Origin of the sequence: Polyangium mundeleinium (genome assembly GCF_028369105.1) — a bacterium.
GTDB classification, from domain to species: domain Bacteria; phylum Myxococcota_A; class Polyangia; order Polyangiales; family Polyangiaceae; genus Polyangium; species Polyangium mundeleinium.
In genome coordinates this window covers 3,221,921-3,246,350 of record NZ_JAQNDO010000001.1, presented here as the reverse complement: position 1 = coordinate 3,246,350, position 24,430 = coordinate 3,221,921, and the positions used below count along the sequence as shown (strand labels likewise).

Annotated in this window: 22 protein-coding genes and 1 pseudogene; 10 read left to right on the top strand and 13 right to left on the bottom strand. The window is 70.1% G+C overall.

Going from position 1 to position 24,430, the window contains the following annotated elements; all coding sequences use genetic code 11:
• Positions 1 to 8 precede the first annotated feature (8 nt).
• On the top strand, positions 9 to 428 hold the full coding sequence (locus POL67_RS13135; RefSeq protein ID WP_271917630.1) for a phosphopantetheine-binding protein: 420 nt from the start codon (positions 9 to 11) through the stop codon (positions 426 to 428).
• Positions 429 to 441: 13 nt separating this feature from the next.
• Here the strand turns inward: POL67_RS13135 and POL67_RS13130 are convergent.
• The 8 genes and pseudogenes from POL67_RS13130 to POL67_RS13095 form a co-directional block, all read right to left on the bottom strand.
• A pseudogene (locus tag POL67_RS13130) lies at positions 442 to 1,014 on the bottom strand (SDR family NAD(P)-dependent oxidoreductase); the annotation flags it as partial.
• 13 nt (positions 1,015 to 1,027) lie between these two features.
• Positions 1,028 to 2,326: a radical SAM protein gene (locus POL67_RS13125; protein ID WP_271917629.1), complete on the bottom strand. Its 1,299-nt coding sequence runs from the start codon at positions 2,324 to 2,326 to the stop codon at positions 1,028 to 1,030.
• A complete protein-coding gene (locus POL67_RS13120) occupies positions 2,299 to 2,859 on the bottom strand; it encodes a hypothetical protein (RefSeq protein WP_271917628.1) in 561 nt (186 codons plus the stop codon). The genes POL67_RS13125 and POL67_RS13120 overlap by 28 nt, the downstream gene beginning before the upstream one ends.
• Positions 2,856 to 3,569 carry an SDR family NAD(P)-dependent oxidoreductase gene (locus POL67_RS13115; RefSeq protein WP_271917627.1) on the bottom strand — a complete coding sequence of 238 codons (714 nt, stop codon included), beginning with the start codon at positions 3,567 to 3,569 and terminating at the stop codon, positions 2,856 to 2,858. The genes POL67_RS13120 and POL67_RS13115 overlap by 4 nt, the downstream gene beginning before the upstream one ends.
• Positions 3,566 to 4,717 (bottom strand): hypothetical protein, encoded by a 1,152-nt coding sequence (locus POL67_RS13110; RefSeq protein WP_271917626.1) that lies wholly within the window; start codon positions 4,715 to 4,717, stop codon positions 3,566 to 3,568. The genes POL67_RS13115 and POL67_RS13110 overlap by 4 nt, the downstream gene beginning before the upstream one ends.
• Complete coding sequence (locus POL67_RS13105; RefSeq protein WP_271917625.1) at positions 4,714 to 5,394, bottom strand: ABC transporter ATP-binding protein; 681 nt, start codon at positions 5,392 to 5,394, stop codon at positions 4,714 to 4,716. Before POL67_RS13105 ends, POL67_RS13110 begins: the two co-directional genes overlap by 4 nt.
• A 2-nt stretch (positions 5,395 to 5,396) precedes the next feature.
• Positions 5,397 to 6,575 (bottom strand): ABC transporter permease, encoded by a 1,179-nt coding sequence (locus tag POL67_RS53575; RefSeq protein WP_271917624.1) that lies wholly within the window; start codon positions 6,573 to 6,575, stop codon positions 5,397 to 5,399.
• Positions 6,572 to 6,925, bottom strand: a complete 354-nt coding sequence (locus tag POL67_RS13095; protein WP_271917623.1) for a hypothetical protein — start codon at positions 6,923 to 6,925, stop codon at positions 6,572 to 6,574. The genes POL67_RS53575 and POL67_RS13095 overlap by 4 nt, the downstream gene beginning before the upstream one ends.
• Positions 6,926 to 7,131: 206 nt before the next feature.
• On the opposite strand from POL67_RS13095, the gene POL67_RS13090 reads away from it, so the two are divergent.
• Positions 7,132 to 7,308: a hypothetical protein gene (locus tag POL67_RS13090; protein WP_271917622.1), complete on the top strand. Its 177-nt coding sequence runs from the start codon at positions 7,132 to 7,134 to the stop codon at positions 7,306 to 7,308.
• A 572-nt stretch (positions 7,309 to 7,880) separates the two neighbouring features.
• On the opposite strand, the gene POL67_RS13085 is transcribed toward POL67_RS13090, so the two are convergent.
• Positions 7,881 to 8,225, bottom strand: a complete 345-nt coding sequence (locus tag POL67_RS13085; protein ID WP_271917621.1) for a hypothetical protein — start codon at positions 8,223 to 8,225, stop codon at positions 7,881 to 7,883.
• 109 nt (positions 8,226 to 8,334) lie between these two features.
• On the opposite strand from POL67_RS13085, the gene POL67_RS13080 reads away from it, so the two are divergent.
• The 4 genes from POL67_RS13080 (at position 8,335) to POL67_RS13065 (ending at position 13,674) form a co-directional block, all read left to right on the top strand.
• Positions 8,335 to 9,459 (top strand): glycosyltransferase, encoded by a 1,125-nt coding sequence (locus POL67_RS13080; RefSeq protein WP_271917620.1) that lies wholly within the window; start codon positions 8,335 to 8,337, stop codon positions 9,457 to 9,459.
• Between the two features lie 48 nt (positions 9,460 to 9,507).
• A complete protein-coding gene (locus tag POL67_RS13075; protein ID WP_271917619.1) occupies positions 9,508 to 12,216 on the top strand; it encodes an MYXO-CTERM sorting domain-containing protein in 2,709 nt (902 codons plus the stop codon).
• 87 nt (positions 12,217 to 12,303) lie between these two features.
• Entirely contained in the window at positions 12,304 to 12,927 is a 624-nt protein-coding gene (locus tag POL67_RS13070; RefSeq protein ID WP_271917617.1) for a LemA family protein, read from the top strand.
• A gap of 9 nt (positions 12,928 to 12,936) precedes the next feature.
• Entirely contained in the window at positions 12,937 to 13,674 is a 738-nt protein-coding gene (locus POL67_RS13065; RefSeq protein ID WP_271917616.1) for a TPM domain-containing protein, read from the top strand.
• Between the two features lie 15 nt (positions 13,675 to 13,689).
• Here the strand turns inward: POL67_RS13065 and POL67_RS13060 are convergent, their stop codons facing one another.
• Complete coding sequence (locus POL67_RS13060) at positions 13,690 to 14,538, bottom strand: metallophosphoesterase (protein WP_271917615.1); 849 nt, start codon at positions 14,536 to 14,538, stop codon at positions 13,690 to 13,692.
• Between the two features lie 128 nt (positions 14,539 to 14,666).
• Between POL67_RS13060 and POL67_RS13055 the strand changes: the two genes are divergently transcribed.
• Positions 14,667 to 15,437, top strand: a complete 771-nt coding sequence (locus POL67_RS13055) for a hypothetical protein (protein ID WP_271917614.1) — start codon at positions 14,667 to 14,669, stop codon at positions 15,435 to 15,437.
• 3 nt (positions 15,438 to 15,440) lie between these two features.
• Here the strand turns inward: POL67_RS13055 and POL67_RS13050 are convergent, their stop codons facing one another.
• The 3 genes from POL67_RS13050 to POL67_RS13040 are packed head-to-tail and all read right to left on the bottom strand — an operon-like array spanning position 15,441 to position 19,001.
• Entirely contained in the window at positions 15,441 to 16,334 is an 894-nt protein-coding gene (locus tag POL67_RS13050) for a formylglycine-generating enzyme family protein (RefSeq protein ID WP_271917613.1), read from the bottom strand.
• 50 nt (positions 16,335 to 16,384) lie between these two features.
• Positions 16,385 to 17,929, bottom strand: coding sequence for a benzoate-CoA ligase family protein (locus POL67_RS13045; protein ID WP_271917612.1), 1,545 nt, complete (start codon positions 17,927 to 17,929; stop codon positions 16,385 to 16,387).
• 52 nt (positions 17,930 to 17,981) lie between these two features.
• Positions 17,982 to 19,001 carry an MBL fold metallo-hydrolase gene (locus POL67_RS13040; protein ID WP_271917611.1) on the bottom strand — a complete coding sequence of 340 codons (1,020 nt, stop codon included), beginning with the start codon at positions 18,999 to 19,001 and terminating at the stop codon, positions 17,982 to 17,984.
• A 237-nt stretch (positions 19,002 to 19,238) separates the two neighbouring features.
• Here POL67_RS13040 and POL67_RS13035 point away from each other — a divergent pair, with 237 nt between their 5' ends.
• The 3 genes from POL67_RS13035 (at position 19,239) to POL67_RS13025 (ending at position 24,356) form a co-directional block, all read left to right on the top strand.
• Positions 19,239 to 19,724, top strand: coding sequence for a hypothetical protein (locus POL67_RS13035; RefSeq protein ID WP_271917610.1), 486 nt, complete (start codon positions 19,239 to 19,241; stop codon positions 19,722 to 19,724).
• A 64-nt stretch (positions 19,725 to 19,788) separates the two neighbouring features.
• Positions 19,789 to 20,967 carry a hypothetical protein gene (locus POL67_RS13030; protein WP_271917609.1) on the top strand — a complete coding sequence of 393 codons (1,179 nt, stop codon included), beginning with the start codon at positions 19,789 to 19,791 and terminating at the stop codon, positions 20,965 to 20,967.
• Positions 20,964 to 24,356 carry a hypothetical protein gene (locus POL67_RS13025; RefSeq protein WP_271917608.1) on the top strand — a complete coding sequence of 1,131 codons (3,393 nt, stop codon included), beginning with the start codon at positions 20,964 to 20,966 and terminating at the stop codon, positions 24,354 to 24,356. The genes POL67_RS13030 and POL67_RS13025 overlap by 4 nt, the downstream gene beginning before the upstream one ends.
• The last annotated feature ends 74 nt before the right edge of the window (positions 24,357 to 24,430 follow it).

Sequence of the window (24,430 nt, the reverse complement as noted above, 5' to 3'; positions counted from 1 at the left end):
CGCGCTCGATGTCCGAAGCCGCCCCGATCCCCGCCTCCGATCCCGAGATCGCCGAGAAGGTCCGCCTCATCGTCGCCGAGGCGCTCGCCCTCGATCCGGCCGCGGTGAAGAACGAGTCGCTCCTCATGGCCGACCTCGGCGCCGAGTCGCTCGATTACCTTGATATCGTGTTCAAGATCGAGCGGACGTTCGGCATCCAGATCACGCGGGGCGAGATGCAAAAGGCCGCGCGCGGAGACATGAGCGACGAGGAGTTCGCGCCGGGCGGCGTCGTCAGCGACAAGGGCCTCGAACGGCTGCGCGAGCTGATGCCGGAAGCGAAAGACCGCATCGCGCCGGGGCTTCGGGCCGTGCAGATCCTGGGGCTCTTCTCGGTGCAGACGTTCGTGAACATGGTGGAAGCGAAGAAGCGGGGCGTGGTGGTTTGAGGAACGCGGCGGTTCAAAGTCCGCCGTCGATGACGACTTGTCCGCCCGTCATGAACGAGTTCTCGTCCGAGACGAGCCACGCCGCGAGATCCGCGACCTCCTCCACCGTGCCGAGCCTCCCCAGCGCCGACTGCGCCACGTAACTCTCGACGCGGTGCTTCGGCAGCCGCGCGGACAATCCCGTTTCGAGCAGGCCCGGGACCAGGCAATTCACCGCGATTCCGTACCGGCCGATCTCCTTCGCGAGCGCGAGGGAAAACCCGACGAGCGCCGCCTTCGAGGCCGCGTAATGCACCGGCGCGTCGAGGACGCGGTCCGCGCCGAACGAGCCCACGTTCAGGATGTGGCCCTTCTTCGCGCGGATCATCGATTTCAGCGCCGCGCGCGAGAACAGATACGGCCCCTTCACGTTCGTGTCCATCGCCGCGTCCCACTCCGCCTCTTCCAGGAGCGCGATCGGGAGGACCTGCGTCAGCGCCGCATTGTTCACGAGCACGTCGATGCCGCCGTACGCGGCCTCCACCGCCTTCACGGCCGCCGCCACATGCGCCGCGTCCGAGACCGAGCCCTTGAGCACGAGCGGCGAGGCGCCCGCGGCTTCACGTCTCCTCGTCCATGTGGGTGTGCACGTAAATGGCCTTCGTGTGCATCTCGGCGATCCGCATGCGGATGGCCTCGTCGGTGCCGGGCGCGAACATGCGCTCGACGAGGTCCTTCAAGGCGGAGAGGACCGCGTCGGTCTCCTCGCATTCGATGTCGCCCGCCCACAGGCGATTGAGCACGTCCGCGAGAATCTGCTCCATCTCGGGGCCCGGCACGATGTAAAGCTCCTGCGAGAGGAGGCTCCGGAGATCGTCGCGGCCCATGAAGCGGGTGAACGGCAGCCAGCGGCCGTCCTTCAGGCGGAGCAGATAAGCGATCTGGTAACAGAGCGGGTGCGCGAGCGGCGAAGGGACGAAATCGCGGACCGCAAGCCGCCCGCCCGATTGGCGCTCGATGTCGGAGAGCGCGTCGAACGCGGTGTAGCGCGCGCTGCGCTCGAAGCTCACGCCGCTCTGGCCCGTGAACGTCATGGGGTGGAACTCGACGGAGCGGATGAAATCCTTCGCGAGCGCGAGGTCGATGAACGCCGAGACCTCGTGATCGTTCACGCCGCGCGCGAGCACGGGCAGGAGCGTCGTGGCCACGCCGTGTTTCTCCAGCAGTTCGAGGATCCTGAGCTTGGCGTTCAGGTGATGGCCGCCGAGCATCTTCTTGTTGGCCTCGGCCTCGAAGGAGTCGAACGAGAGAATGACACGGGCGTCGATACGGGCGAGGCGTTCGAGCAGCGCCTCGTCGCGGAGGAAACGCAGGCCGTGCGTGGAGACGGTGACGCGCCGGACGCCGGCCGAGACGCACATCTCGACGAGGCGCTCGAAATCGGGGTGCTGCGTGGGTTCGCCGCCCGTGAGGTTGATGATGCGCCGATCCGGGGCGACGTGGTCGAGGTGGCGCAGAATGGCCGCGAGCTCGCCCTCGGACATGTGGTAGGCGCCCTCGTTTTTGTTGTGCGTGTAGCAGATCGGGCAATCGAGGTCGCATTTCGAGGTGATCGGGACGACCGGGAGGTGATTGCGTTGCTCGTGCTGCTCGCAGGGGCCGCAATCGTAGGGGCAGCCGGCGGAGACGGGGCGCGGCGCGGCGGGGCGATCGAGGACGGAGGCGTGGCGGACGGTGTCCTCGTACCAGTCCGCGGAGCTCGATACGAGCACCTCTTCCGGCCCGTGCAGCTCGCAGCGCTTGCGCAGGACGATCTTGCCGGAGGCGCGCACGGTCTCGGCCGGAACGGTGCGCTTGCACGTCCCGCAGAGGCCCGTCGTGGCGCCGAGGATCACGCCTTCGCCTGTTCGGTCTGCCATTGCCGCTTCAGCCATTTCCGGACCACGAAATCCGTCGTGTGGATGAGAAAAAATCCGAAGATGAGGTTCGTCACCCAGGTGGCCCACAGGGCCGGGGTGATCCGCGCGACGGGCGGAAAGGGCCGGTGCGCGAGGTTCACGTTGAGCGTCGGCGGCGTCGCGTAATACGCGAGCACGACCATCGACGCGAGGAAGGCGAACGAGGCCCACGGAGCCCAGCGCGGCAGGCCCGAGCGGCGGACCTCGAGCGCGCCGACGACGAGCGGCGCGACGTGCACGAGGACCGAGGTCCACGACGTCGTGCGGGTCTCGCAGAGGTCGAAGAGGTATCCCCAGAGGCCGGCGCCGAGATGGAAAGAAAAACCAAAGAGGACGAGCGCGGGCTTGCGGAGGAGCACGCCGACAACGAGGACGGCGGTCGCCACGTGGCAGGCATAGAGCATTTCGGGCAGGAGCCCGTACGGCATTTTCGCGATGACCGCGTGCAGGACGAGGACGACGAGGAGCAGGAGCCCGACCCAGCGCGGCGTCACAGGCCCCCCGTGATGGGCAGGACGGAGCCCGTCATCCATCGATTGTGGAGCGCGAGGCGCGTGATGGCGCGCGCGGCCTCCACGGGCGTGCCGACGCGCTGGAGCGCGCTGTACCGCTTGTAATCGGCGAGCCGCGCCGGATCGAGGCCCTCGGAGATGCCGCCGCCGAGCGCGCCGAGAAGGACCAGGTTCACCCGGACGTCCTTCGGACCAAGCTCCTTGGCGAGGGCCTGCGTCATGCCGAGCCGCGCGGACTGGGTCGCGGCGAAATGCACCGCGGTCGGGATTTTTGCGATTCCGTCGAGCGCCGCCGTGAGGACCACGTCCCCCGGACGACCCCCAAGCCGCGCGGCGAACGATTGCATCGCGACGTACACGGAGCGGACGTTGACCGCGTGCATCTCGTCCCAAAGCGCGTCCGTGACGTCCGCGAGCGCGCCCGTGCCGGAGACGACAGCGGCATGCACGAGCAGATCAGGCGCGGTGTCCTCCGCATGGAGCGTGTCGAAAAGCGCGCGGATCGCGGCGGGCTCGGCGAGGTTCGTCTGGAAAGCGCGCGCGCCCGTCTCGGCGGCGAGGGATTCCGAGAGGGCGGCGCCGCGCAGGTACGTGAATGCGACCCGGGCGCCTGTGGACGCGAGTGCGCGCACGACCTCGCGGCCCACGTAGCCGCTGCCGCCGAGCACGAGCGCGCGACGGGCGTCGGTCACGAAGCTCCCTCCAGAGGTCGGTCAACGTTTGGGGGCTCCGCTCCGGCGAGCGGAGCTGCGCCCCCAAGCCCCAGCTCGAACCGCAGCGTTTGATCCTCGCGCACGTGCCAGATCTTTTGATCGATGTAGTAATGGTGGAAGAAGATGCCCCAGTAAAGCACGAGGAAAAGCTCGGGGAGCGCGGCGCCGCGCGGGACGGGCGCGAGGCTCGGAAGGACACCACGCGCCGCATTCAGCGCGAGGTAGCCGAGCGAGACGAGGACGAACGCGGCATACGCCCCGAGCGGGCGACGGCCGAAAAACGCCACGAGCGTGCGCGCGTCGCTGCCCTCGAAACGGCGCCGGGAGACGGCAAAGGCGATGCCGAGGTAATTCACGCCGTGCACGATTCCCCCGACGACCGTGGACGCCATGAACGCCTGCTCCGGATCCGCGGGGCGCGGGACGAGCGGCTCGAACGAGCCGACGACGAAAAGCGCGAAGAGCTGGAGGCCGAGCGTGGGGCCGAGGAGATACAGGAGCGGACGTTCATCCTCGCCGCGGAAGCGGGTTCGACGGTAGATCCCATAAACGACCGTCGCGACGAGGAGCAGGCCGAGGAGGGCGAGGCCAAGCGTGGCGAGGAGGCGCGGCGGCTCCGCGGGCAAACCGAGGAAGACACGACTTTGCGGATGGCCAAACGAAAAAAGGCCAAAGGCGAGCCAGAGGGCGCCGTGCAAGAAGAGGCGATCGGTCTTGCGCGCAGGCAGCGCGGTGCGCGCGTGGTGCTGGTAGATGGCGAGGACGCCATACGATTGCCGGACGGCATGGTGAAAACTCCAGAGCGCCGCGGCGAGGAGGAAGAGATCCATCGGGGCGCGCAGGCCCGTGGCGCGGGAGATCGACCACGCGGCGAGGCCGGGCAGGAGCCACGCGAGGCTCGCGACGAGCAAGCGGCCGCGGCGCGCGCGAAAGCCTGGGTCGAGGTAGGTGCGGGCCCAGGTCGCCGCGAGGTGCGGGCCGTCGACGAGGACGAGGAAGGCCACGAAGAGCGGCACGACCGCCCGCGGGACGACGAGCGCGAAGGCCCCGACGAGCGCGGCGAGAAGCGCGCTGCCGAAGAAAAACGCGAGGTCGAAGCGGCGCCCCCCGATCCATCCGGCCTTCACGGGGCCATTCTACCATGCCGCATGCGAAGGACGCGCGGGAACGAGGCGAGCAGCTCCGTGTCGTGCGTGCAGACGACGACGGCCGCGCCGCGGGCGTTCGCGCGGCGAAGGAGCGAGACGACGGCCCCGGCGCTGGCCTCGTCGAGGTTCGCCGTGGGCTCGTCGGCGAGCACGACGGCCGGGTCGTTGACGAGCGCGCGGGCGATGGCGACGCGCTGCATTTCGCCGCCGGAGAGGCGCGTGACGTCGTGCCGAATGCGCGCTTCGAGGCCGAGCTCGGCGAGCAGCGCCTCGGCCCGCGCGAGGGCGCGGCCGTGATGGCCGTGGAGCTTCCAGTGAGGGAGCGCGACGTTGTGGCGCACGTCGAGCGCCGGCAGCAGGTGAAAGGTCTGGAAGACGAGGCCAATGCCTTCGAGGCGCGCGCGGGCCCGCTCGCGGCTCGTCATGCGCCGGACGCTCTGGCCGCGCATCGTGACCTCGCCCGAAACGTCCGCGTCGAGCAGGCCGAGGACGGCGAGCAGCGTGCTCTTGCCGGAGCCGCTCGGGCCGGCGATGGCCACGAGTTCGCCCTCGGCGAGCGTGAACGAGACGTCTTCGAGGGCGCGGACCTCGAGCCCCGGCGTGCGGAAGGTCCGCGTGACCGAGGCGAGTTCGTAAAGCAAGGGCGTCGCGGCCACGGTCATTCCCTCCGGAGCTCGACGGCCGGCTCGGCGCGCGAGGCGAGAATGGCCGGGACGATGCCCGCGAGGAGCGTGGTGCCAAAAAGGACGAGGGCCGGGATGGAAAACGAGCGGAGCGTGATGCTGGGGAGGACGACGAACCCCTCATGGGAGAAAATGGGGTTGTCCTGAAAATACCGGCAGAGGGCATACCCGAGACCGCTGCCGAGGACGGTGCCGATCCCGCCGACGAGCAGGGCCTCGAAGAGGTGAATGAGGAAGATTTCGCGGCGGCTGAAGCCGAGCGCGGCGATCGTGGCGATGCGGCGGCGCTCGTGGAGGACGTGGATGTAGAGGAGCGCGAGGACGGGGATCATGACCGCGACGACGACCATCGTGGTCGAAATGGCGGAGAGGGCGCGGTTGCCGTCGATGGCGTTCTTGACGAACGCCTTGGCCTCCCACCAGGGCTCGACCTTCTGCGCGGGCGCGAGCTCGGCGATCCGCTTCGCCCATTCACCGGCGCGGGCGTCGTCCGTCGAAAAGACGCGGATCTCGCTGGAAACGCCGGCCTTGCCGAAGAGGTCGCGCAGGGCGCCGACGGGGACGAAAAACTCGTAATCGGCGCGGAAGCCGCCCGAGCCGCGGAGGATGCCGACGACGCGGAAGACGGCGGAGACCAAACGCACGTCGTCGCCGACCGAAAAAGGCAAGGCGACCTTGATCGAGGAGCCCACGCGCGCGCCGAGCTGCTCGGCGAGATGGAACCCGACGACCGCGGGTCGTTCGTCGCCCGCGGCCATGCAGCGGCCCTCCGCGAGCTCCTGGCAAAACGCGGCGGCGCGGTCTTCCGCGGCCGGATCGATGCCGACGACGCTCGCGGAGTCCGTGCGTTCGCCGAGGAACAAGGAGCCCACGTGGACGAGCCGGACCGTCGTGGCGCGGACGAAAGGCTCCTGGTCGATCCGCGCGGCGAGGGCCTCCGCGCCTTCGAACGTGCCGCCGGACCGCGCCGTGATGACGACGTGGCCCGTGTCGCGCGAGAGGCCCTTTTCGCGGAGCTCTTGGGTGTAGCCTTCGATGTTGGCGGTGTTCGGGATCTGAAAGCCGAGCCCCGCCGTCACCGCAGCGAGCAGGAGGACGAACGAGATCCGGCTGCGGACGAGGGTGCGAAAAGCGAGATAAAAAAGGACCCTCACGCGCGGCGTCGAGTCGCGGCGCGGCGGGCCTTGCGGCTGTAGAGAAGCGCGCCGAGGCCGAGGATCCAAGCGCCCGTGGCGCCGTAGGTCATGGCGCCGGGGGCCACGACCGAGCAGCTCCCCTCGTCCTCTTTCGGTTGCTCCGTGGAGCCGCCCGTCGAGCTCGTGGCGCCGCCGTTGCCGCCGTTGCCGCCGTTGCCACCGTTGCCGCCGTTGCCACCGTTACCCCCGGTGCCGCCAGCGCCGCCGGTGCCGCTTCCGGACGAGGTCGCGGGGGGGATGTCCGCGCGGGCGGGCAGGGAGAGCGCGAGCGGTGCGAGGATACCCAGGACAAACAAGAATTTACGCATGTGACGAGGAGAGCAGAAACCAGCGCGGACGACAAGAGCCCGGCGCGGTCCCCACGCGCGAGGCGCGACGTCTTCCGCGGCTTTGCCGCGACTCCCGAGGAGGAAACCCGTGCGGCCGAGGAACTGCACCGCATCGCGTCCAATGTCGTCGTCGAAGTCTTTGCGCGCAAATCGGTTTCGCCGTCGAAGCGGAAGCATCGCTCCTGATGGTTGAGCGAAAGGAGGGCAGCCCTGTCCCAGCCGAAGCGGAGACCTTGCACGAAGTCGTCTTCGTTCTTGAAGAAGTCCAGCAGCTCTGCCCCTGGAGCTCCTGGCAAGCCCTCATGCAATGGTCGTCTCTCACCGACGCCGCGTGGGCGCTGATCGCCGAACGGAGTTCATGACGAGCCAGTAGCTTCGGGCGCGCTACGGCGATGATGGAGGCTACGACCCCTGTCCGCAGGGGGTCACGACCCCCTTGCCGAGGGTTCGGACCCTGCCGGGGGAGGGTCGCGACACGCCTGGAGAGACCTCGGACCCTGTGGGGCGTGGGCTGCAACACCCTCGCAGAGGCTCGGACCCCTGTCCGCATAGAGTCACGACCCTCCCCGCAGAGGCGATGATCCCTGTCCGCAGAGGGTCACGACCCCCTTGCCGCGGGCTCGGACCCTGTCGGGGGTGGGCTGCAACATGCCTGAAGAGAGTTCGGACCCGGTCCGGGGAGGGTTGTGACCCCCTTGCCAATGGCTCGGACCCTGCTGGGAGAAGGTTGCGACAGGCGGGCCGAGGGCTCGGCCCCCTGTCCGGGGAGGGTTGCGACGTCCTCGTCGAGGCGACGACCCAGGTCGGCAGAGGGCGACGACCCCCTTCCTCCTGGGCCGTCCTCATCGGCGGAACCGATGAAGGGCCCCTTCCATCAATCGATACCCCCCGATTTCGCTCGCGCTGCGGCATGCAGCGCGCGGCGAAGCCGCCCTCAACGACGGCGGGACCTGCGGCTGTAGAGCAGCGCGCCGAGGCCGAGGATCCAGGCGCCCGTGGCGCCGTAGGTCACGGCGCCGGGGGCCACGACGGAGCAACTGCCTTCGTCCGTCTTCGGTTGCTCCGTGGAGCCGCCCGTCGAGCTCGTGGCGCCGCCGTTGCCGCCGTTGCCGCCGTTGCCGCCGTTGCCGCCGTTGCCGCCGTTGCCGCCGTTGCCACCGTTGCCGCCGGCGCCGCCGGTGCCGCTCCCAGACGAGGTCGCGGGGGGGATGTCCGCGCGGGCGGGCAGGGAGAGGGCGAGAGGCGCGAGGATACCCAGGACAAACAAGAATTTACGCATGTGCCGAGGAGAACAGAAACGAACGCGGACGACAAGAGCTCGCATGCTGGGCCTCGCTCCCTCCGCGCTTGACAAGCCCCCCGCTCCACGGGCTTTCATGGCCCCCGCCATGCCGAACAAGCCCGGGAGCCTGCTCACGCTTTCGATGATCGTGAAGGACGAGGCGGCGACGATCGCGCGGACGCTGGCAAGCGCGAAACCCTTCGTGGATCGCTGGGTCATCCTCGACACGGGCTCGACGGACGGCACGCAAGAGGTGGTTCGTCGCGCAATGGAAGGGGTGCCCGGGGAGCTCTTCGAGGAGCCGTTCGTCGATTTCGCGACGACACGGAATCGCGCGCTCGAGCTGGCGGGCGAGGCGACGGCGTTCGTGCTCTGGCTCGACGCGGACGACGAGATCGAGAATGGCAAGGCGCTGCGCGTGTTCCTCGAACGGGAGCGGGCGGCCGAGGGGCCCGAGCGCGAGGCGTACTACGTGCGCGTGGCGCTCGGGATCCAGTTCGATTCACCGCGAATCGCGCGGAGCCGCGCAGGGTGGCGGTTCCGCGGCGTGGTGCACGAGGTGCTGATGCACGACGATCGGCCGCCGCCGAGCCTGCGGGTGCCCGACGTGCTCATCCGGCACCACCGCGGCGAGGTGTCGGCGGAGCGGAGCAAGAAGCGCTGGGAGCGCGACGTGGGGCTGCTCGAGCGGGCGCTCGCCGAGGATCCGACGAACGCGCGCGCGGCGTTTTACCTCGCCGAGACGTTGCTCTGGCTCGGCCGATTCCAGGAGGCCGAGGCCGCATTCTCGCGGCGGATCGCGATGGGGGGATGGGCGGAGGAGGTCTTCGAGTCGAAAATGGGAATCGCGCGGTGCGGGGTGGGGCAGCATCTGCCCTGGCCGCGGGTGCTCTCGCGCTGGCTCGACGCGCACCTCGCGGCGCCGCACCGGGCCGAGCCGCTCTACGCGATCGCGCTGCACCACGACACGCGCAAGGAGCACGCGCTCACGTACCTCTACGCGCGCCGCGGCGACGAGCTGCCGCTGCCGGTCGAGGACAGGCTCTTCGTGGACGAGGACGTGTACAGGTGGAAGATGGCCGATCTCGTGGCGTCGTCCGCCTACTTCCTCGGGGAGTTCGCCGTGGGCGAGGCGGCCGCAAAGAAGGCCGCGAAGGCGCGGCCGAACGACGCGCGGCTCCAGCAGAACCTCGCGTTCTACGCGGAACGGCGGCGCAAGCCTTCGCGGTAGCGGACGGGGGCGGCATCGTGCGAGCATGACCGGCCTCGGAGCTTGGTCATGACGAAACGCGCTTCCCCCCGCATCAAGACCCCTGCCCTGCTCGCCTTCACGCTCGCCGCCGCGCCCGCCCTCGCGTGGGCGTGGGAGCCGATGATCGTGCAATACGATCCGCTGATCCGCATGCCGGGGACGCAGCCGCGGCCGGAGATGGCGATCGAGCCGCCCTCGCAGTGCCTCGGCTGCCACGCGGGGTATGCGCCGGCCATCGAGCCGGGGTTCGGGTGGAAAGGGTCGATGATGGGGCAGGCGGCGCGTGATCCGTTTTTCTGGGCCGCGCTGACGGTCGCCGCGCAGGATTCGATATGGGCGCTCGGCAACCCGAACGGGACCGATATCTGCCTGCGTTGCCACATGCCGAAGGGGTGGCTGGAGCTCAGGAGTGATCCGACGAACGGGCAGGCGATGGACGGCCCCGATTTCGACGGCGTGCAATGCGACTTCTGTCACCGCATGGTGGACCCGTTCTTCGAGGACACGTTCCAGGGGACCCGCGAGGGGAACGACTGGGCGGGGTACTGGGACGAGACGAACATGAGCGGGTCGATGTCGTCGGTCGCGGCGGAGAAGACACGCGAGGCGGACATCGTGCAATCGCAGTCGCACACGCTCTTCAATGGGAATCCGATGTACGGCGCGGATCATCGGCCCGTGAGCGCGACGTACCTGGAGAACGGGGCGGGGCAATATTACGTGAGCGACAAGGCGGAGCGGCGCGGCTCGTTCGCGGACGCGCAGGCGTTCCACCCGATGCAGTACAGCCGGTACCACAAGAGCAAGTATTACTGCGGGACGTGCCACGACGTGTCGAACCCGGTCCTCGCCAACATGGCGGCGAAGGGCACGATGCCGAACGATGGGACGACGGTGCTGCCCACGGAGACCCAGTCGCCGGCCGAGTATGCGCATGTGGAGCGGACGTGGTCGGAGTTCATGTTGAGCGATTACGGGCTGCCCGGCGGCGCGCCGGGCATGGGGCCGTATGCGCCGGGCGCGTTCGAGACGGGGCAGCCGGGCAATACAATCGCGTCGTGCCAGGATTGCCACATGCCGGACGGCGTGGGCGCGGGGGCGTCGATCGTCGGGTCCGTGATTCGACCAACGGACAGCGTGGAGCATCCTTCGAGCGGGCAGCCGTTGCACGATCTCACGGGCGGCAATGCGTTCGTGCCGTGGCTGCTCGCGAGCACGGTGCCGTCGTCGCCAAACTACGACGCGACGAACGCGGCGCTGCTCGGGCAAGGCGCGGCGGCGCTGACGCTCTCGCTCGACGAGGGGACGCGGCTCGACGCGGGGGCGCTGCTCGCAGGGTCGAACCGCGCGAAATGGACGCTCGGCCGCGCGGCGACGATCCTCTCGCTGGCGTACGATCCGCTGAGCGGCGCGACGGCATTCCGGGTCCGGAACAATACGGGGCACAAGCTCATCACGGGGTATCCCGAGGGCCGGCGCATGTTCCTCAATGTGCGGGTGTTCGACGGGGAGACGCTGCTGCACGAGGTGAACCCGTACGACGACGCCGTGGGCACGCTCCGCGGGCTCGATCCCGCGCACGCGCCGTCGAGCCCGCCGCTCGGGCCGAACGAGACCCACGACGAGGGGCTCGTCTACGAGGTGAAGATGGCGAGCTCGCTGACGGGACAGACGAAATCGTTCCACTTCCTCCTCGGGACGGACCGGTCGAAGGACAACCGCATCCCGCCGAAGGGATTCCGGATCGCCGAAGCCAGCAAGCGCCTGTCCGAGCCGGTCTGGGAGGGGTCGGTTTCGCCAAACCTGTATTCGGCGGAGGAGTACACGGGCGGCTACGACGACGTGAGCTTGACGTTGCCGGCGGGCGGGAGCCGCGTGGAGGTGCGGCTCTATTACCAGACGACGAGCCGCGAATACGCGGAGTTCTTGCGGGACGAGATCCTCGGGACGGGGACGTCGCTCAAGAGCCCGACGCCCTCGGGGGAGCCCAAGGCGTACATCGCGCAGACGGACCCGTTCTTCGGGCAGCTCCGGGCCTGGGGCGATACGATCTGGCAGCTCTGGGAGCACAACAAGGACGTGCCGGGCGCGGCGCCGATCGAGATGACGCGGTCCGAGCTCGTGGTGAAGGACGTCTGTCAGGACGCCGGCGCGAGCGACGGGGATGCCTGCGCCGACGGCGATGCCTGCACGACGGGCGAGACGTGCGCGGGGGGCGTGTGTGCCGGCGGGATGGCCACGGGGTGCGACGATGGGAACCTGTGCACGGACGATGCATGTGATCCGCAGCTCGGATGCAAGCACACGGCGAATGCGGCCGGATGCAACGACGGGAATGCGTGCACGCTCGACGACGCCTGCGCGTTCGGGGTCTGCACGGGGCGATTGAGGGTCTGCGTGGACGGCGATCCGTGTACGGTCGATTCATGTGATCCCCAAGCGGGCTGCCAGTACGTGCCGATCCCCGATTGCGGGAGCGGCGGCGCGGGCGGCAGCGGAGGCGCAGGTGGCAGCGGCGGCGCAGGCGGCGCGGGCGGCAGCGGCGGCGCAGGCGGAGGCGGCGGCGCGGGCGGGCGTGGCGGCGCGGGCGGCAGCGGAGGCGTGCTGACGTATCCGCCGGACGAGAGCGGCTGCGATTGCCGGGCCGCCGGGCGCGAGGCGGGCGCGGCGGGCGGCCTCGGGGTCCTCGCCGGAATGGCGTTGATGGCGCTCCGGCGCCGCAAGCGGAGGGGCTGACCGGGCCCTTCCTTCGACGAGGGCGTCCAGCACGATCCGTGCATCCCCCCGTGTGGCGCGGCATCCGCCGTGTGCACGGGGGTATCGATGAAGCAGGCGCTCTTCGTCCTCGCAGGCGTCCTCATCCTGGTGCTCGTGGTCGCGGGCGCAGGAATCAGCACGTACAATCGGCTCGTCTCGCTCGATCAAGCCGTCGAGCAGCAATGGGCGCAGGTCGAGAACGTCTACCAGCGACGCCTCGATCTCGTGCCGAACCTCGTCGAGACCGTCCGCGGCGCGGCGAATTTCGAGCGGGATACGTTCGTCCAGGTGGCCGAGGCGCGGACCCGCGCCGCAGCCTTGACGGGCGGCGGCACGGCGGCGCGCGGCGAGGCCGTGAAGGCGACCGAGGATCCCGCCGCGATGGAGCGATTCCAGGCCGCGCAGGATCAGCTCTCGACGGCGCTGGGTCGCCTGCTCGTGGTCGTCGAGCGGTATCCCGAGCTCTCGGCGACGCAGAACTTCCGGGATCTCCAGGCGCAGCTCGAGGGGACCGAGAATCGGATCAGCGTCGAGCGCATGCGGTACAACGAGGCGGCGCGGGAGTTCAACACGGCGCGCAATCGCTTCCCGACGACGCTCATCGCCGACATGTTCGGGGATCGCTTCGCCACGAAGACGTTTTTCCGGGCCACGGGCGGCGCCGAGCGGCCGCCGGCCGTGCAGTTCTGACCGGCAACCATGATTCGCGCCGTCACGTTCCTCGTCCTCGCCGCGTGGCTGACGTTCGTCGGGCTCGCGCGGGGCCAAGCCGCGCCGATTCCCCCGGCGCCGACCGAGCACGTCACGGATACGGTGGGGTTTCTCTCGCCCGAGACGAGGAATCGGCTCGACGAGCGCCTCGCGCAATACGAGCAGCAGACGGGGCACCAGGTCGTGGTGTGGATCGGCGATACGATCGGGGGCGCGGCGCTCGACGATTGGGCGGTGCGGACGTTCGCGGCGTGGGGGGTCGGGCGGAAGGGGCTCGATGACGGGCTCGTGATGTTCGTCCTGGCCAAGGACAGGAAGATCGACATCGAAGTGGGGTATGGGCTGGAGGATCGCGTGCCGGACGCGATCGCCTCGCGGATCATCCGGGAGGTGATGGCGCCGCGGCTTCAGGCAGGGGATCCGAACGGCGCCGTCGACGCGGGCGTGTCGGCCTTGCTGCAAGCGATCGAGGGCCGCGCCTTCGTGTCCGAGCCCGGACCCGGGCACACGACGCAGCCGGAAGCGAAGCGGGGGCACGAACTCATCTGGATCGGCGTGGCCGTCGTGGCTTTTCTGGTGTTGTTCGCCGTGAACCCGTCGCTCGCGCTCACCATTCTGTGGTTCCTCATGCGCGGAGGTCGCGGCGGAGGCGGCGGCGGGGACGGCGGCGGGTTCTCCGGCGGCGGAGGTCGCTCGGGAGGCGGCGGGGCGCGCGGAGGCTGGTAAAGGGGGCGTGGAGAATCAGCCGAGGTCGAAGATTCCAATGTCGGGAGGCGCGAAGGCGCGGAGGGGGATCTCGACGCCGCCGAGGCCACGGGAGACGAAGAGGGTGGTGCCGTCGACCTGGTGCACGCCGTGCGGGAAACGGCGCGCGAGGCGGCCGCCGGGGACGAGGAGGGGGATGCCACCGGGGAGCGCGACCTGGCCGCCGTGGGTATGGCCGCATAGATAAAGCAGGGCGCCGCGGCCGCGGGTATGGCGGAAGCCGCCGGGCGCATGGCAAACGGCGATGACGAGGGGCGCGCCCGCGGCCGCGGCAAAGGCGCGTTCGCCGTCCGGCGTGCCGGTCCAGGGGTCGTCGAGGCCCACGACGGCGAGGTCGTCGAGGCGGGCGGCCGCATTGACGAGGACGGTGGCGCCGGCGCGGGCGAGGGCGTCTTCGAGGAGGGAATGGTGCGTCCAGAGGTCGTGGTTGCCGAGGACGGCGACCTTGAGGCGCGCGGGGACGTCACGGACGCGGGCCTCGAGCTCGCGGGCGCGGGCGGGGGTGGCGTCGAGGAAGACGTAATCCCCGCCGAGGACGAGGACGTCAGGGCGCGCGTCGCAAAGGAGGCGAAAGGCCTCGTCGAGGGTGCGCGGGGAGGTGGTGGGGCCGAGGTGGAGGTCGGAGGCGAATGCGATGCGCACGGGGGAAGGTCGCGGCGCGAGGAGCGGGATGCGGCGGTGGACGACACGCACGGAGGAGGCGACGGGCAAACGGCCCCAGGCGCGCGCAGGCCAATCGCCGCGGAAGAGGACACGGAGCGCCGATTCCACGACCCCACGCGCAGCAGAGTAATGGAGGCCGCGGCCGGCAGGGGCTGTGTGCATGCAGCGAGGAGACCACGCGCCCCGGGAGGTCGAGGGGAGAGACGGTGGCGGTTCAGTGGAGTTTTGAGGGATTGACGCCGATTGTATTGCATGCGCTTCATGGGTGCATGGACCGACGATTTTCTTGGATGGCAGGGCTCGTGATTGCCGTGGCGGCGTGCCTCGCGGGATGCGGAGACGGCGGCGGGAGCGGGAGCGGCGGCGCGGGCGGAGATGGGAACGGCGGCGCAGGAGGGAGCGGCGGCGCGGGTGGAGACGGGAACGGCGGCGCGGGCGGGGCCGGCGGCGGTGGTGGGATGCCGGGGCCCGCGTGCACGGCGGAGCAGGACAAGCGCGTGCTCGGATCGTGGCCTTGGCTCGGGTTCGAGGATCCGACGCCGGATCTGACGAGCGGGGCGCAGGCGACGGTGGCGGCGGTGGATGCGCTCGGAATGGAGCTCGCATTCGATGCGGGAGGGATGCCCGCGCGGTTCGCCTGGGAGGGCGCGAATCTCGGGGAGGTGTTCGCCGCGGGGGACGTGGTGACGGCGAAGCAGGACAATCAATCGTATCTGGTGAGCGGCGCAAAAGGGCAAGCCGTGGCGATGCGGTACGCGAACGCGGAGATCCCGGCCATGTTGCCGGCGATCCCGGGCGGCGGGCCGCAGCTCTCGCTCACGATCGAATGCGTGAACCAGCAGAAGAAAGATTGTCCCGAGACGGAGTACCGGACGCTGTATTCGGTGAATGCCGTCGCCGGGAATGATGAGGAGGAGATCCCGAGCGGTGGGACGGTGCAGGTGGGGAGCTGGAAGATCCACCACGTGAAGACGACGTTCGTCGCGTTCTACACGGGGATGGAGTGCACGCCTGAGCGGTTCTTCGACGGGATGGTGCAGGCGCTCGAAGTGAAGCCCTGAGCGTCAGGGCAGGTCGATCGCGAAGCGCACGGCGGCCGGTTCGTCGCCGTGGCGGCCCTCGCGGACGCCGGCGTGGAGGCGGACGGCCTCGATTTCGTCCTGAAACCCGCCATGGCAGCCGCGCGTGTTGTCGGGAATGGCGCGAGGGTGCCAGGCGATCGCGTCTTCAGGCGCGCCGGCATACCCCTCGTGCCAGGCGTCGGCGACGAATTCGAGGCCGGTCTGGAGCAGGTCGATGCCAAAGGCATTGGGGCGGGGCGAGGGGTCACGGGTCGGATCGAGCGCGAGCGAGATGGATGCCGGGGGATCCCGGAGCCAGGCGCGGGCGCCTCCCTCGCGCGCGATCCATTCCCATTCGGCCTCGGAGAGAAGGCGGAAGCCGAGCACGCCGCGGAGCTCGGCCGCGAGGCGCGGCGCGAAGGGGACGGGCGCGTCGGAAGGGACGTATCCCTCGTCGTCGCCGGGATACATGTCGGCGAGGCGCGCGTGGGCGAGGCGATCGGTGACGGGCGTGAGCGCGCAAAGGAAAGGCCGGACGCGGACGCAGCGCGGCGGCTGGGTCGACCAGCGTACGAGGTCGCGCGCCTCGTCGGCGCGGCCGAGGGGGGCATACAGGGCGGTGAGCTCGGCCATCTCGGCGTCGGACACCCCCATCACGAACGTGCCGCCGGGAATAGCGACGAATCGTATCTCCGTGGGCCGGTGCAGGACCGTGGGCAAACCGGCCGCGCCCGCGAGTGTATCGCCGGGTGCAAAGGCCCATCCGAGGCCCTCGGCAATCGCGGCGGCGAGCGCGAGGCGCGCGCTGGGCGCAAGCGCGGCGAGCGCGCCCTGCGTGGCGAGCGGCGCGAACGGGGGACCGAGAGGGCGGCCGTAGGCGGAGGAGGCGAGCGTCATCGGAGCGCGGGTGGTGTAACACACTCAGGTAGCGAAAGAAACGGCGCGGTTCAGGCGCGGCGGAGCTTGCCGCGATCGATCTTGCCGAGGTGGGTGCGGGGCAAGGCGTCGACGAGGAAGACCTCACGCGGGGCCTTGTAGGGTTCGAGTTTTTCCCTCACGAACGTTTTGAGCTCCTGGTCGAGGCCCGGCCGGTTTTCCCGCGGGAGGACGTAGGCGTGGGGCTTCGTGAGCCCATTCTCGTCGGTGACGCCGACGACGGCGCACTCCGCGACGGCCGGGTGGCGGAGGAGGCAGTTCTCCACCTCGGCAGGCGCAAGCCATTTGCCGCCGACCTTGAGCATGTCGTCGCCGCGTCCGCAGTACGTGAAGTATCCGTCCGCGTCCTTGCGGAGCATGTCGCCGGAGACGTACCACTCGCCGCGGAAGGCGCGTTTCGTCTTTTCCATCTCGTGCCAGTACCCAATCGCGCGGGAATTTCCGCGCACCCAGAGCCAGCCGACCTCGCCGTCGGGCACTTCGCGGCCGTCGTCGTCGGCGACCTTGACCTCGAACCCGGGGACGACCTTGCCGAGGGTGCCCGGACGAACGTCGCCGGGGCGATTCGTCAGGAAGATGTGCCACATCTCGGCGGTGCCAAGGCCGTCGCAGAGCTCGACGCCAAAGGCCTTTTTCCATCGGTCGTAGAGCTCGACGGGCAGGGCCTCGCCCGCGGAGGTCGCGACGCGCAGGCAGGAGAGGTCCTGCGCGGCGGCGTCGGGGTGCGAGACCATGTGGTTCACCATGGTGGGGACGTTGATCAGAAGGGTCGGGCGGTGCTTTTCGATCTGCTGGAAGAGGGCCTCGGTCGTACAGCGCTCGGGGAAGAGAATGCAGCTCCCGCCGACGGAGAACGGAAAGAGGAGGTTGCAGCCGGTGGCATAACCGAAATAAAGCTTCGGGACGGAGAGGGTGCGGTCGTCGGGGCCATACCCGAGGACACGCTTGCCGAAGAGCTCGGTGGTGTTGACGAACGAGGCGTGCGTCTGGACGGCGGCCTTGGGCCTGCCGGTGGTGCCGCCGGAGAAGATCCAGATCGCGGCGTCGTCGCGGTGGCTCGGGAAGAGGTCGATCGTATCCGGCACACCCGCGGCGAGGGCCTCGAAGGAGGCATGCGGGTCCGCGTTTTCAGCGCCGACGACGAGGATGCGGCGGAGGTGCCGCGCGCCCTTCGAGGCCTCGACGAACGCGGCGAGGTGCTCGGCGTGGACGACCGCGACGGGGGCGCGGGTGTATTCGTAGAAATAGGCGATCTCGTCGGGCTTGAGGTGGCAATTCACCATGACGACGACGCCGCCGAGGGCGAGCGTGCCGAAGAAGGCGCCGGCAAACTCGGGAATGTCGGGGAGGGCGACGATGACGCGCTCCTCGGGATGCACGCCGAGACCCCGGAGGACGTGGCCGAAGCGCGCCGCGAGGCGATCGACGTCGGCGTACGTGAGGCGCCGATCCCCCGCGAGGATGGCGACACGATCACCGTGGCCCTCGCGCAGGCGCGCGCGGAGGAACCAGTCGGCCATGTTGAGGTCTTCGGGGATCTCGAAGGGTCGCTCCATGGGCGGGATGGTGCGACGAGGGGGCGCGGGCAAGCAAGCGGTTTCGCGGGGTCTAACGCACCTCGCGCCACCACGCGTCGAGGCGCGCGAGCGAGCGGCGGATGTCGTCCGGATCGAGGACGTCCCGGACTTCGCCGATACGCGGCGCGACGAGGGGGAGGTCGAAGCCGCCGTCCCGCGCGCCCTCTTCGAGGACGACAATGGGCTCGTCCCACGTATGCAGCGCGAGATCAAACGTGCTCCAGTGGACGGGCAAGAACGGGCCGCCGCCGAGCGCGCGATGCGCCTCCATGGCTTGCCAGGGCCCGAGGTGGATGTCGCCCCACGCAGGATGGAAAGCGCCGACTTCGAGGAGGATGAGGTCGAAGGGGCCGAACCGCTTGCGAATGAGCGGGAGCGTGGGCTCGGGGCCGGTATCGCCGGAGAAAAAGACGCGGTGGCGAGGGCCGCGGAAGACATAGCTGGCCCAGAGGGTAGTATTGCGATCGAAGGGGCCACGGCCGGAGAAGTGTTGCGCGGGGGTCGCGGCGATGACGACGTCGGTGCCGGGAATCGGGGCCTCTTCCCACCAGTCGAGCTCGGTGATGCGGTCATGTGGCACGCCAAACCCTTCGAGGCGGGCGCCGACGCCGAGCGCCGTGAAGAAACGGGCCTGGCTGGTGGTCGCGAGGAGGCGGACGGCGGCGGCGTCGAGGTGATCGTAATGGTCGTGGCTGACGAGGATGGCGTCGAGCGGCGGGAGGGATGCAATGGCGACGGGCGGCTCGTGGAAGCGCTTGGGGCCGGCGAGGCGCGTGGGGGAGGCGCGGTCGGCCCATACAGGGTCGGTGAGGATGCGCGCGCCGTCGATTTCGAGCAGGACGGTGGAATGGCCGAGCCAAGCCGTGCGGAGGCCGGTCCGCGGCGGGTCGCGCCAGCCGTCGAGCGGCGAGATCATGGGCAAAGCCGCGGGCGGCCTGCGGGAGACGCGCGGGGCGAGGAATTCACGCAGGACGCCGAACTCGACGCGCGGTGAACGCTGGACGGCCGGATTGACGAAGCGGCCTTCGATGAAGTGGGGGGCTCGCTCCATACGCGCCCGGCGGGCGTAGGCGCGCTCGTGGGAGAGGGCAGCGGTCGTTTCGCGCTCCAAGGAAGCTCGAGACATGGTGGGTGTCCAGAGCTTGCGCGAAGGTGAGAAAAAACGCCAGCCGGCCCAGCCTGGTACGAGGACGTTCCACGGACGGAACGGTGCGACGCGCGTCGTCCACGAAGTGGGAATCGAGGTTGGTGTTGCCGCGCGCGGAGCACACCCTTAGACAAACTTCCCATGCGGGACGGGCAAGCCATCCTCACCGTCGAGGCGACGAAGGACCACGTGGTCGCCGTGTTCAACCGGGTCCTCATCGTCGTGTTCGAGCGCGAGACGACGCTCTCGGCCATCGCGGCCTGCCGGCGGGCGTTCGAGTTGATGGAGCGAAAATATCCGGACGGCATCGCGGTCCTGACGGTCGTTGCGGAAAACGCGCCGCTGCCCTCGCAGGAGGCGCGAGACGCGCTCGCCGCCCTGGCCACGGGCGCCGCGGGAAAACGGCTCCGGCGCTCGGCCGTGTGCTTCGAAGGCGGAGGGTTCCGGAGCGCGCTCGTGCGCGGCGTGGCGACGGGGTTGCAACTGATGGCGAAGCTGCCGTTCCCCCATCGGGTGTTCCATTCGGTCGACGTGGCCGCCGCGTGGCTCGCGCCCGACCTCGGCGCCCATCCGATCCGAATCGCCGTGGACACGGCGCGCCAGAAGGTCCAGGTGCGCGCGTCGTGATGAGGCGCGGCCGCACGATCCTCCCCCACCTTCGTCACGAAAGCGCGCTAGAGTGCGCCCCGCCGTGACCCTGACGATCCGATCCCTCTTCCCCCTCCTCGCTTCCACCCTCGCGTTCGCCGCGGCCTGCACGCCCGAGCCGGCGCCGAAGGAGCCGCTCGGCCAGATCCCGAGCGCGACCACGACGGCCAAGCCCGAGTGGATCCCCTTCGCGATCCGCGCAGGAAAACCCGTCGAGGGCGATCCGCGCGAAAAACACCTCGCCGATCTCCGGCAGCTCACGTTCGGCGGCGAGAACGCCGAGGCGTACTGGTCGCCCGACGGCAAGAAGCTGATCCTGCAGTCGACGCGCGACGGCGCGGCCTGTGATCAGGAGTTCGTGCTCGATCTGGAGTCGGGCGAGACGAAGCGCGTGTCGAGCGGCAAGGGCAGGACGACGTGTGGGTACTTCTTCTACCCGAAGGGCGACAAGATCCTCTACAGCACGACCGAGGCCGCGAACGCCGCGTGCCCGCCGAAGCCCGATCGCTCGCTCGGCTACGTCTGGCCGCTCGATCCGTACGACATCTACGTCGCGAACCCCGACGGCTCCGATCTGAAGCTCTTGCTCGGCGGTCCGGGCTACGACGCCGAGGCGACGATGGCGTTCGACGGGTCGCGGATCGTGTTCACGTCGAGCCGCGACAACGATCTCGAGCTCTACACGATGAAGCCGGACGGCACCGACATCCGAAGGATCACGAACACGCCCGGCTACGACGGCGGCGCGTTCTTCTCGCCGGACTCGACGAAGCTGGTCTGGCGCGCGAGCCGGCCCGAGGGCAAGGAGCTCGACGATTTCCGCGCGCTGCTCGGGAAGGGGCTCGTGCGGCCGACGAGGCTCGAGATCTACGTCGGCGGCCTCGAAGGGCAGAACGCGCGCGCCATCACGAAGAACGGTCGCGCGAACTTCGGGCCGTACTTCCTGCCCGACTCGCGCCGCGTGATCTTCTCGTCGAACATGGACTCGCCGCCGGACCTGCGCGGCGCGCCGAACTTCGAGCTCTACGTGGTCGACTCGGAGGGGCCCGTGACCACGACGGGCGCGCCCGCGAGCGAGCGGATCACGTTCTACGACGGGTTCGACGGCTTCCCGATGTTCTCGCCCGACGGCAAGTACCTCGTCTTCGCCTCGAACCGCTTCGGCACGACGCCCGGCGAGACGAACGTGTTCGTGGCCCGCTGGGTCGACACCGAGAAATGACCGTTCGCTCGCGCGCCTTCACGTTCCTCGGCGGAAGCCTCCTCGCCGCGGGATGCGGAGCCGGCGAGCCCCCGCCCGCCGCACGCCCCAAACCCCCACCGCCCGCCGCCGAAGCGCCGTCGCCGCCGTTCGTCTCGCCCGCGCGCTGGTCGTTCCATCCGCCGATGCCGGCGTCGGCCACGGCGACGCTCGCGCTCGAGGACGGCGGCTGCCTGCTCGCGACAGCCGAGGGGCACCGCTTCCGTGCTGCGCGCGCCACGAAAGACGGCGCCGCGACGACGTGCCGCGGGCGCGCCGAAGCCGCGCCGGACGTGGCCCCGGAGTCGATCGTGGGGATCGCGTCGCAAGGAAAAGACGCGTGGCTCTTCGTGGGGGAGAGTGGGCGCCTCTACGAAGCCGAAGGGCCGCTCGCGCCGCTGCGTCGAACGATCCCCGCGCCCGCGCGGTTCGTGCACGTCGCGAGCGGAGGCCGCGTGGTGCTCGGTACGACGGCGAGCGGAGAGCTCTACCAGCTCGATGAGGGGCCGGCGTGGAAGCGCGTGGCGATCGCAGAGCGCGTGTTCGACGTCGCCGTGTCGGACGAGGGCCGCGCGCTCGCGCTCGCGCTGCCCGAGGCGTTGCTCACGAGCGACGATGGAAAGACGTGGACGCGGGCGAACGGCGCCGCGCAGATCGGCGCGCGTCGCGTCGGCCGCACCGCCGAGGGAAACCTCGCCGTGCAGGGGATGACAGGCACGCTCGTGTGGGATCCGCAGGGGAGCGCGCCGTTCGCGCGGCGTGACGCGGACGTCGACACGGGGCCGGGGTTGATCGCGCTCGAGACCTCGTACGCGCCCTCGGCGAGCTCGATGCTCGAAGGGCGCGCGGTGCTCGACGGCGATCGTTACCTCGAGGTCGTGCTGCCCGAGGAGGGCGAGGATCACGCGCTGCTGACGGGCCCACTCGACGGGCCGCTCGCCGCGAAGCGCCTGCCTGGCACGAGCGGATGCACGAGCTTGAAGCTCGGCGCGCGCGGGCGGCACGTCGCGCTCGGTTGCATGAAGCGAAACGACGACGACGGCGGCATCGTCGAGGTGCGCATCAGCAGCGACGACGGCGCGCGCTTCAGCGAGCCGCTCGTGCTCCTCACGGGCGAGGCGTTCACCTCCGTCACGGTGTCGCGCGAGGGGAGCGCGCTCGTCACGGGCGCCTGCAAGGCCCAGGGCGCGGCCCTGGCCGGATCGGGCGGATGCACGGGCGCTTCACCGTTGCTCGTGCGCCGCGAGGGCGGGAGGCTCGTGGTCACAGTCGCGGAGACGCCTTCGCTCTCGGGCGCGCCGGTCTCGCCGGCGTTCTCCGTCGACGGGCGCTCGGCGTATTTCCTCGCGCGCCGCGGCAAGGACGAGAGGCTCGCGCTCTACGTGTCACACGACGGCGGCGAGACGTTCAGCGAGCGCGCGCTCGACGTGTCACGCGCGCATCACAACGACGGACCTTCGTTCGAGGAGGGCGACGAGGTCCCCGCGGAGGAATCCGACACGGACCTCGATCCGCGTGATCAGTCCGCGCTCCGGCCGGGCGACGATGGCACCGTGGGGCTCACGCTGCTCACGCCGCGCGGGCTCGTGTACGTCACGACGGACGACGACGGTCGCTTGCTCGGCGTGGCGCGTCCGCCCGTGGATCCGGGGCTCGTCGGCGGGGCCGGCCGACATGCGGTCGCGTTCTCGGTCTTCCCCGAACGGCCACTCGGCGAGCAGCCCGCAGGCGCTTGGGAGTCGCTCGACGGCGGCGCGACGTGGACCGAGATCCCCGTGACGCGAAGCCTCGCGCGCGAGATCTCCGCGGGGCCGCTGACGCTCGTGTGCAGCGATGCCGGTTGTCTCGTCGGCGACACGATGAGCCGCGTCGGCTGGAACGGGCAAGCCGAGCCCTTCACGGCTCCGCCCGCGGGCCCGCCCGAGCCGCGCCGCGTCCCTTCGCCGCGCACGCCGATCGTCTGCGAGCTCGATCCACGCGTCGACTGGAGCCGCATCGAGGACGTGGATCCCATCCATCTGCTCGGGCTCCCCGGCGTCGATCAGTTCGCGCGGGGACGCTCGTTCTGGTCCGTACTCTCGTTCGACGCTCAAACGGGCGCCGTGCGCGTGACGGCCGCGCTCGCCCCCGAGCGAGGCGAGGGCGAGGCGCGCGTGACCACGCGTTCGCTCCTCGGACCCGCGCCCCAGGGCGCGGAGGTCGCGATGGAGGTCTCGCATCAGATGGAAGGGTACGCCGTCGCTCGTGTGCGACTGCCGCCGCAGAAAACGACGGATGGCCCGCGCGCAGCGGGGCCGATGCGGGACGTCGAGCTCGCCTGGGAGAACTACATGGACGGCACGACCGCCAAGGTTCGTCTCCCCGAAGCCGGCGCCTTCACGAGCGGCGACGTCAAGGCCGACGGCGCACGCTGGTTGCTCGACACGGCGCTCATCTCCGTCTCGCCGGGCGCGCTCTTCCTCCGGCCACACGCCCCCGAGTCACGGCAGGACCTCATGTACCTGCTCGATCCAAAGGGCAAACCGAGGACGTTCCCCTACCCCGCCTGGTCCACGTTCCTGCCGAAGGGCGTCGTGGATTTCCGCATGGATGCCGTGCTCGCCGACGGCAAGCCCCTCGGCGTCGCCACATTCTCGGACGACGACACCGGCCCGATCACCGTTCTCCTCGCGCGGCAGGGCGAGGGTGGCGCCTGGTCCGCGCACGCGATGTCCCTCGCGCCGGGCACGACGGCCGACGGCGAGCGGCTCGCACGGAGCGACTGGAGCTACATCGGCGGCACGACGCTCGGCGACCTCGTGGTCTACAGCGAGCCTCACGCGGGCTTCGCCGCGGCCTCGTTCCACCCCTTCCGCGGCGACGGCACCTTCGGCCCGGCCGTCGCCGTCCCGACGCCGTTCGACCTGCCCGACGCGCCGCGCGCCTGCAAACCCGACGAGCGCCGCACGACGCCCCGCTTCGCCGCGCACGCGTTCCTCGGCCGCGAGCCCATGTACCCCGGCCGCCGCCACGCGGTCCTCGTCAGCGAGTCCCTCGAACGCAGGTCCGCCGCCAAGCCCCTCCCGCTCACCGAGCCGATGACCCTGCTCACGGCCGGCGTCGTCCTCCACGGCACGAAAGAAGCGCCTTGTGTCGCGGCGTGGGAGGCGCTTGGCCTCGGCCGCGTCCCGGTGGTCGCCGTCCTCGGGGGCAACCTCGCGCAAAGCTGGGTCTTCCGCCCTGCGCCCCCGAAGCCGCCGACGGCCGGCAAGCACGCGCCGTCGACGACCCTCGCGATCGAGCACCGCCCCATGGCCTGCCGCTTCGATCCCGGCGCCAAGGTGCCCGAGAGCATCGACAGCCAGCCTGGCACCTACGTATGGGCGCCCTGAGTTGGTGCGTCGGCATACGCGAACAGCTTTTCTCTGACGCAACGCACCTGTCGAAAATCCGACACACCCACCCC

Coding starts and splice junctions, on each gene's coding strand:
- POL67_RS13075 (WP_271917619.1), top strand. CDS start 9,508: ATGACGAAACGCGCTTCCCCCCGCATCAAGACCCCTGCCCTGCTCGCC.
- POL67_RS13050 (WP_271917613.1), bottom strand. CDS start 16,334: ATGACGCTCGCCTCCTCCGCCTACGGCCGCCCTCTCGGTCCCCCGTTC.
- POL67_RS13040 (WP_271917611.1), bottom strand. CDS start 19,001: ATGGAGCGAGCCCCCCACTTCATCGAAGGCCGCTTCGTCAATCCGGCC.
- POL67_RS13070 (WP_271917617.1), top strand. CDS start 12,304: ATGAAGCAGGCGCTCTTCGTCCTCGCAGGCGTCCTCATCCTGGTGCTC.
- POL67_RS13055 (WP_271917614.1), top strand. CDS start 14,667: ATGGCAGGGCTCGTGATTGCCGTGGCGGCGTGCCTCGCGGGATGCGGA.
- POL67_RS13090 (WP_271917622.1), top strand. CDS start 7,132: ATGGTTGAGCGAAAGGAGGGCAGCCCTGTCCCAGCCGAAGCGGAGACC.
- POL67_RS13065 (WP_271917616.1), top strand. CDS start 12,937: ATGATTCGCGCCGTCACGTTCCTCGTCCTCGCCGCGTGGCTGACGTTC.
- POL67_RS13025 (WP_271917608.1), top strand. CDS start 20,964: ATGACCGTTCGCTCGCGCGCCTTCACGTTCCTCGGCGGAAGCCTCCTC.
- POL67_RS13125 (WP_271917629.1), bottom strand. CDS start 2,326: ATGGCAGACCGAACAGGCGAAGGCGTGATCCTCGGCGCCACGACGGGC.
- POL67_RS13135 (WP_271917630.1), top strand. CDS start 9: ATGTCCGAAGCCGCCCCGATCCCCGCCTCCGATCCCGAGATCGCCGAG.
- POL67_RS13045 (WP_271917612.1), bottom strand. CDS start 17,929: ATGGAGCGACCCTTCGAGATCCCCGAAGACCTCAACATGGCCGACTGG.
- POL67_RS13095 (WP_271917623.1), bottom strand. CDS start 6,925: ATGCGTAAATTCTTGTTTGTCCTGGGTATCCTCGCACCGCTCGCGCTC.
- POL67_RS13035 (WP_271917610.1), top strand. CDS start 19,239: ATGCGGGACGGGCAAGCCATCCTCACCGTCGAGGCGACGAAGGACCAC.
- POL67_RS13085 (WP_271917621.1), bottom strand. CDS start 8,225: ATGCGTAAATTCTTGTTTGTCCTGGGTATCCTCGCGCCTCTCGCCCTC.
- POL67_RS13060 (WP_271917615.1), bottom strand. CDS start 14,538: ATGCACACAGCCCCTGCCGGCCGCGGCCTCCATTACTCTGCTGCGCGT.
- POL67_RS13080 (WP_271917620.1), top strand. CDS start 8,335: ATGCCGAACAAGCCCGGGAGCCTGCTCACGCTTTCGATGATCGTGAAG.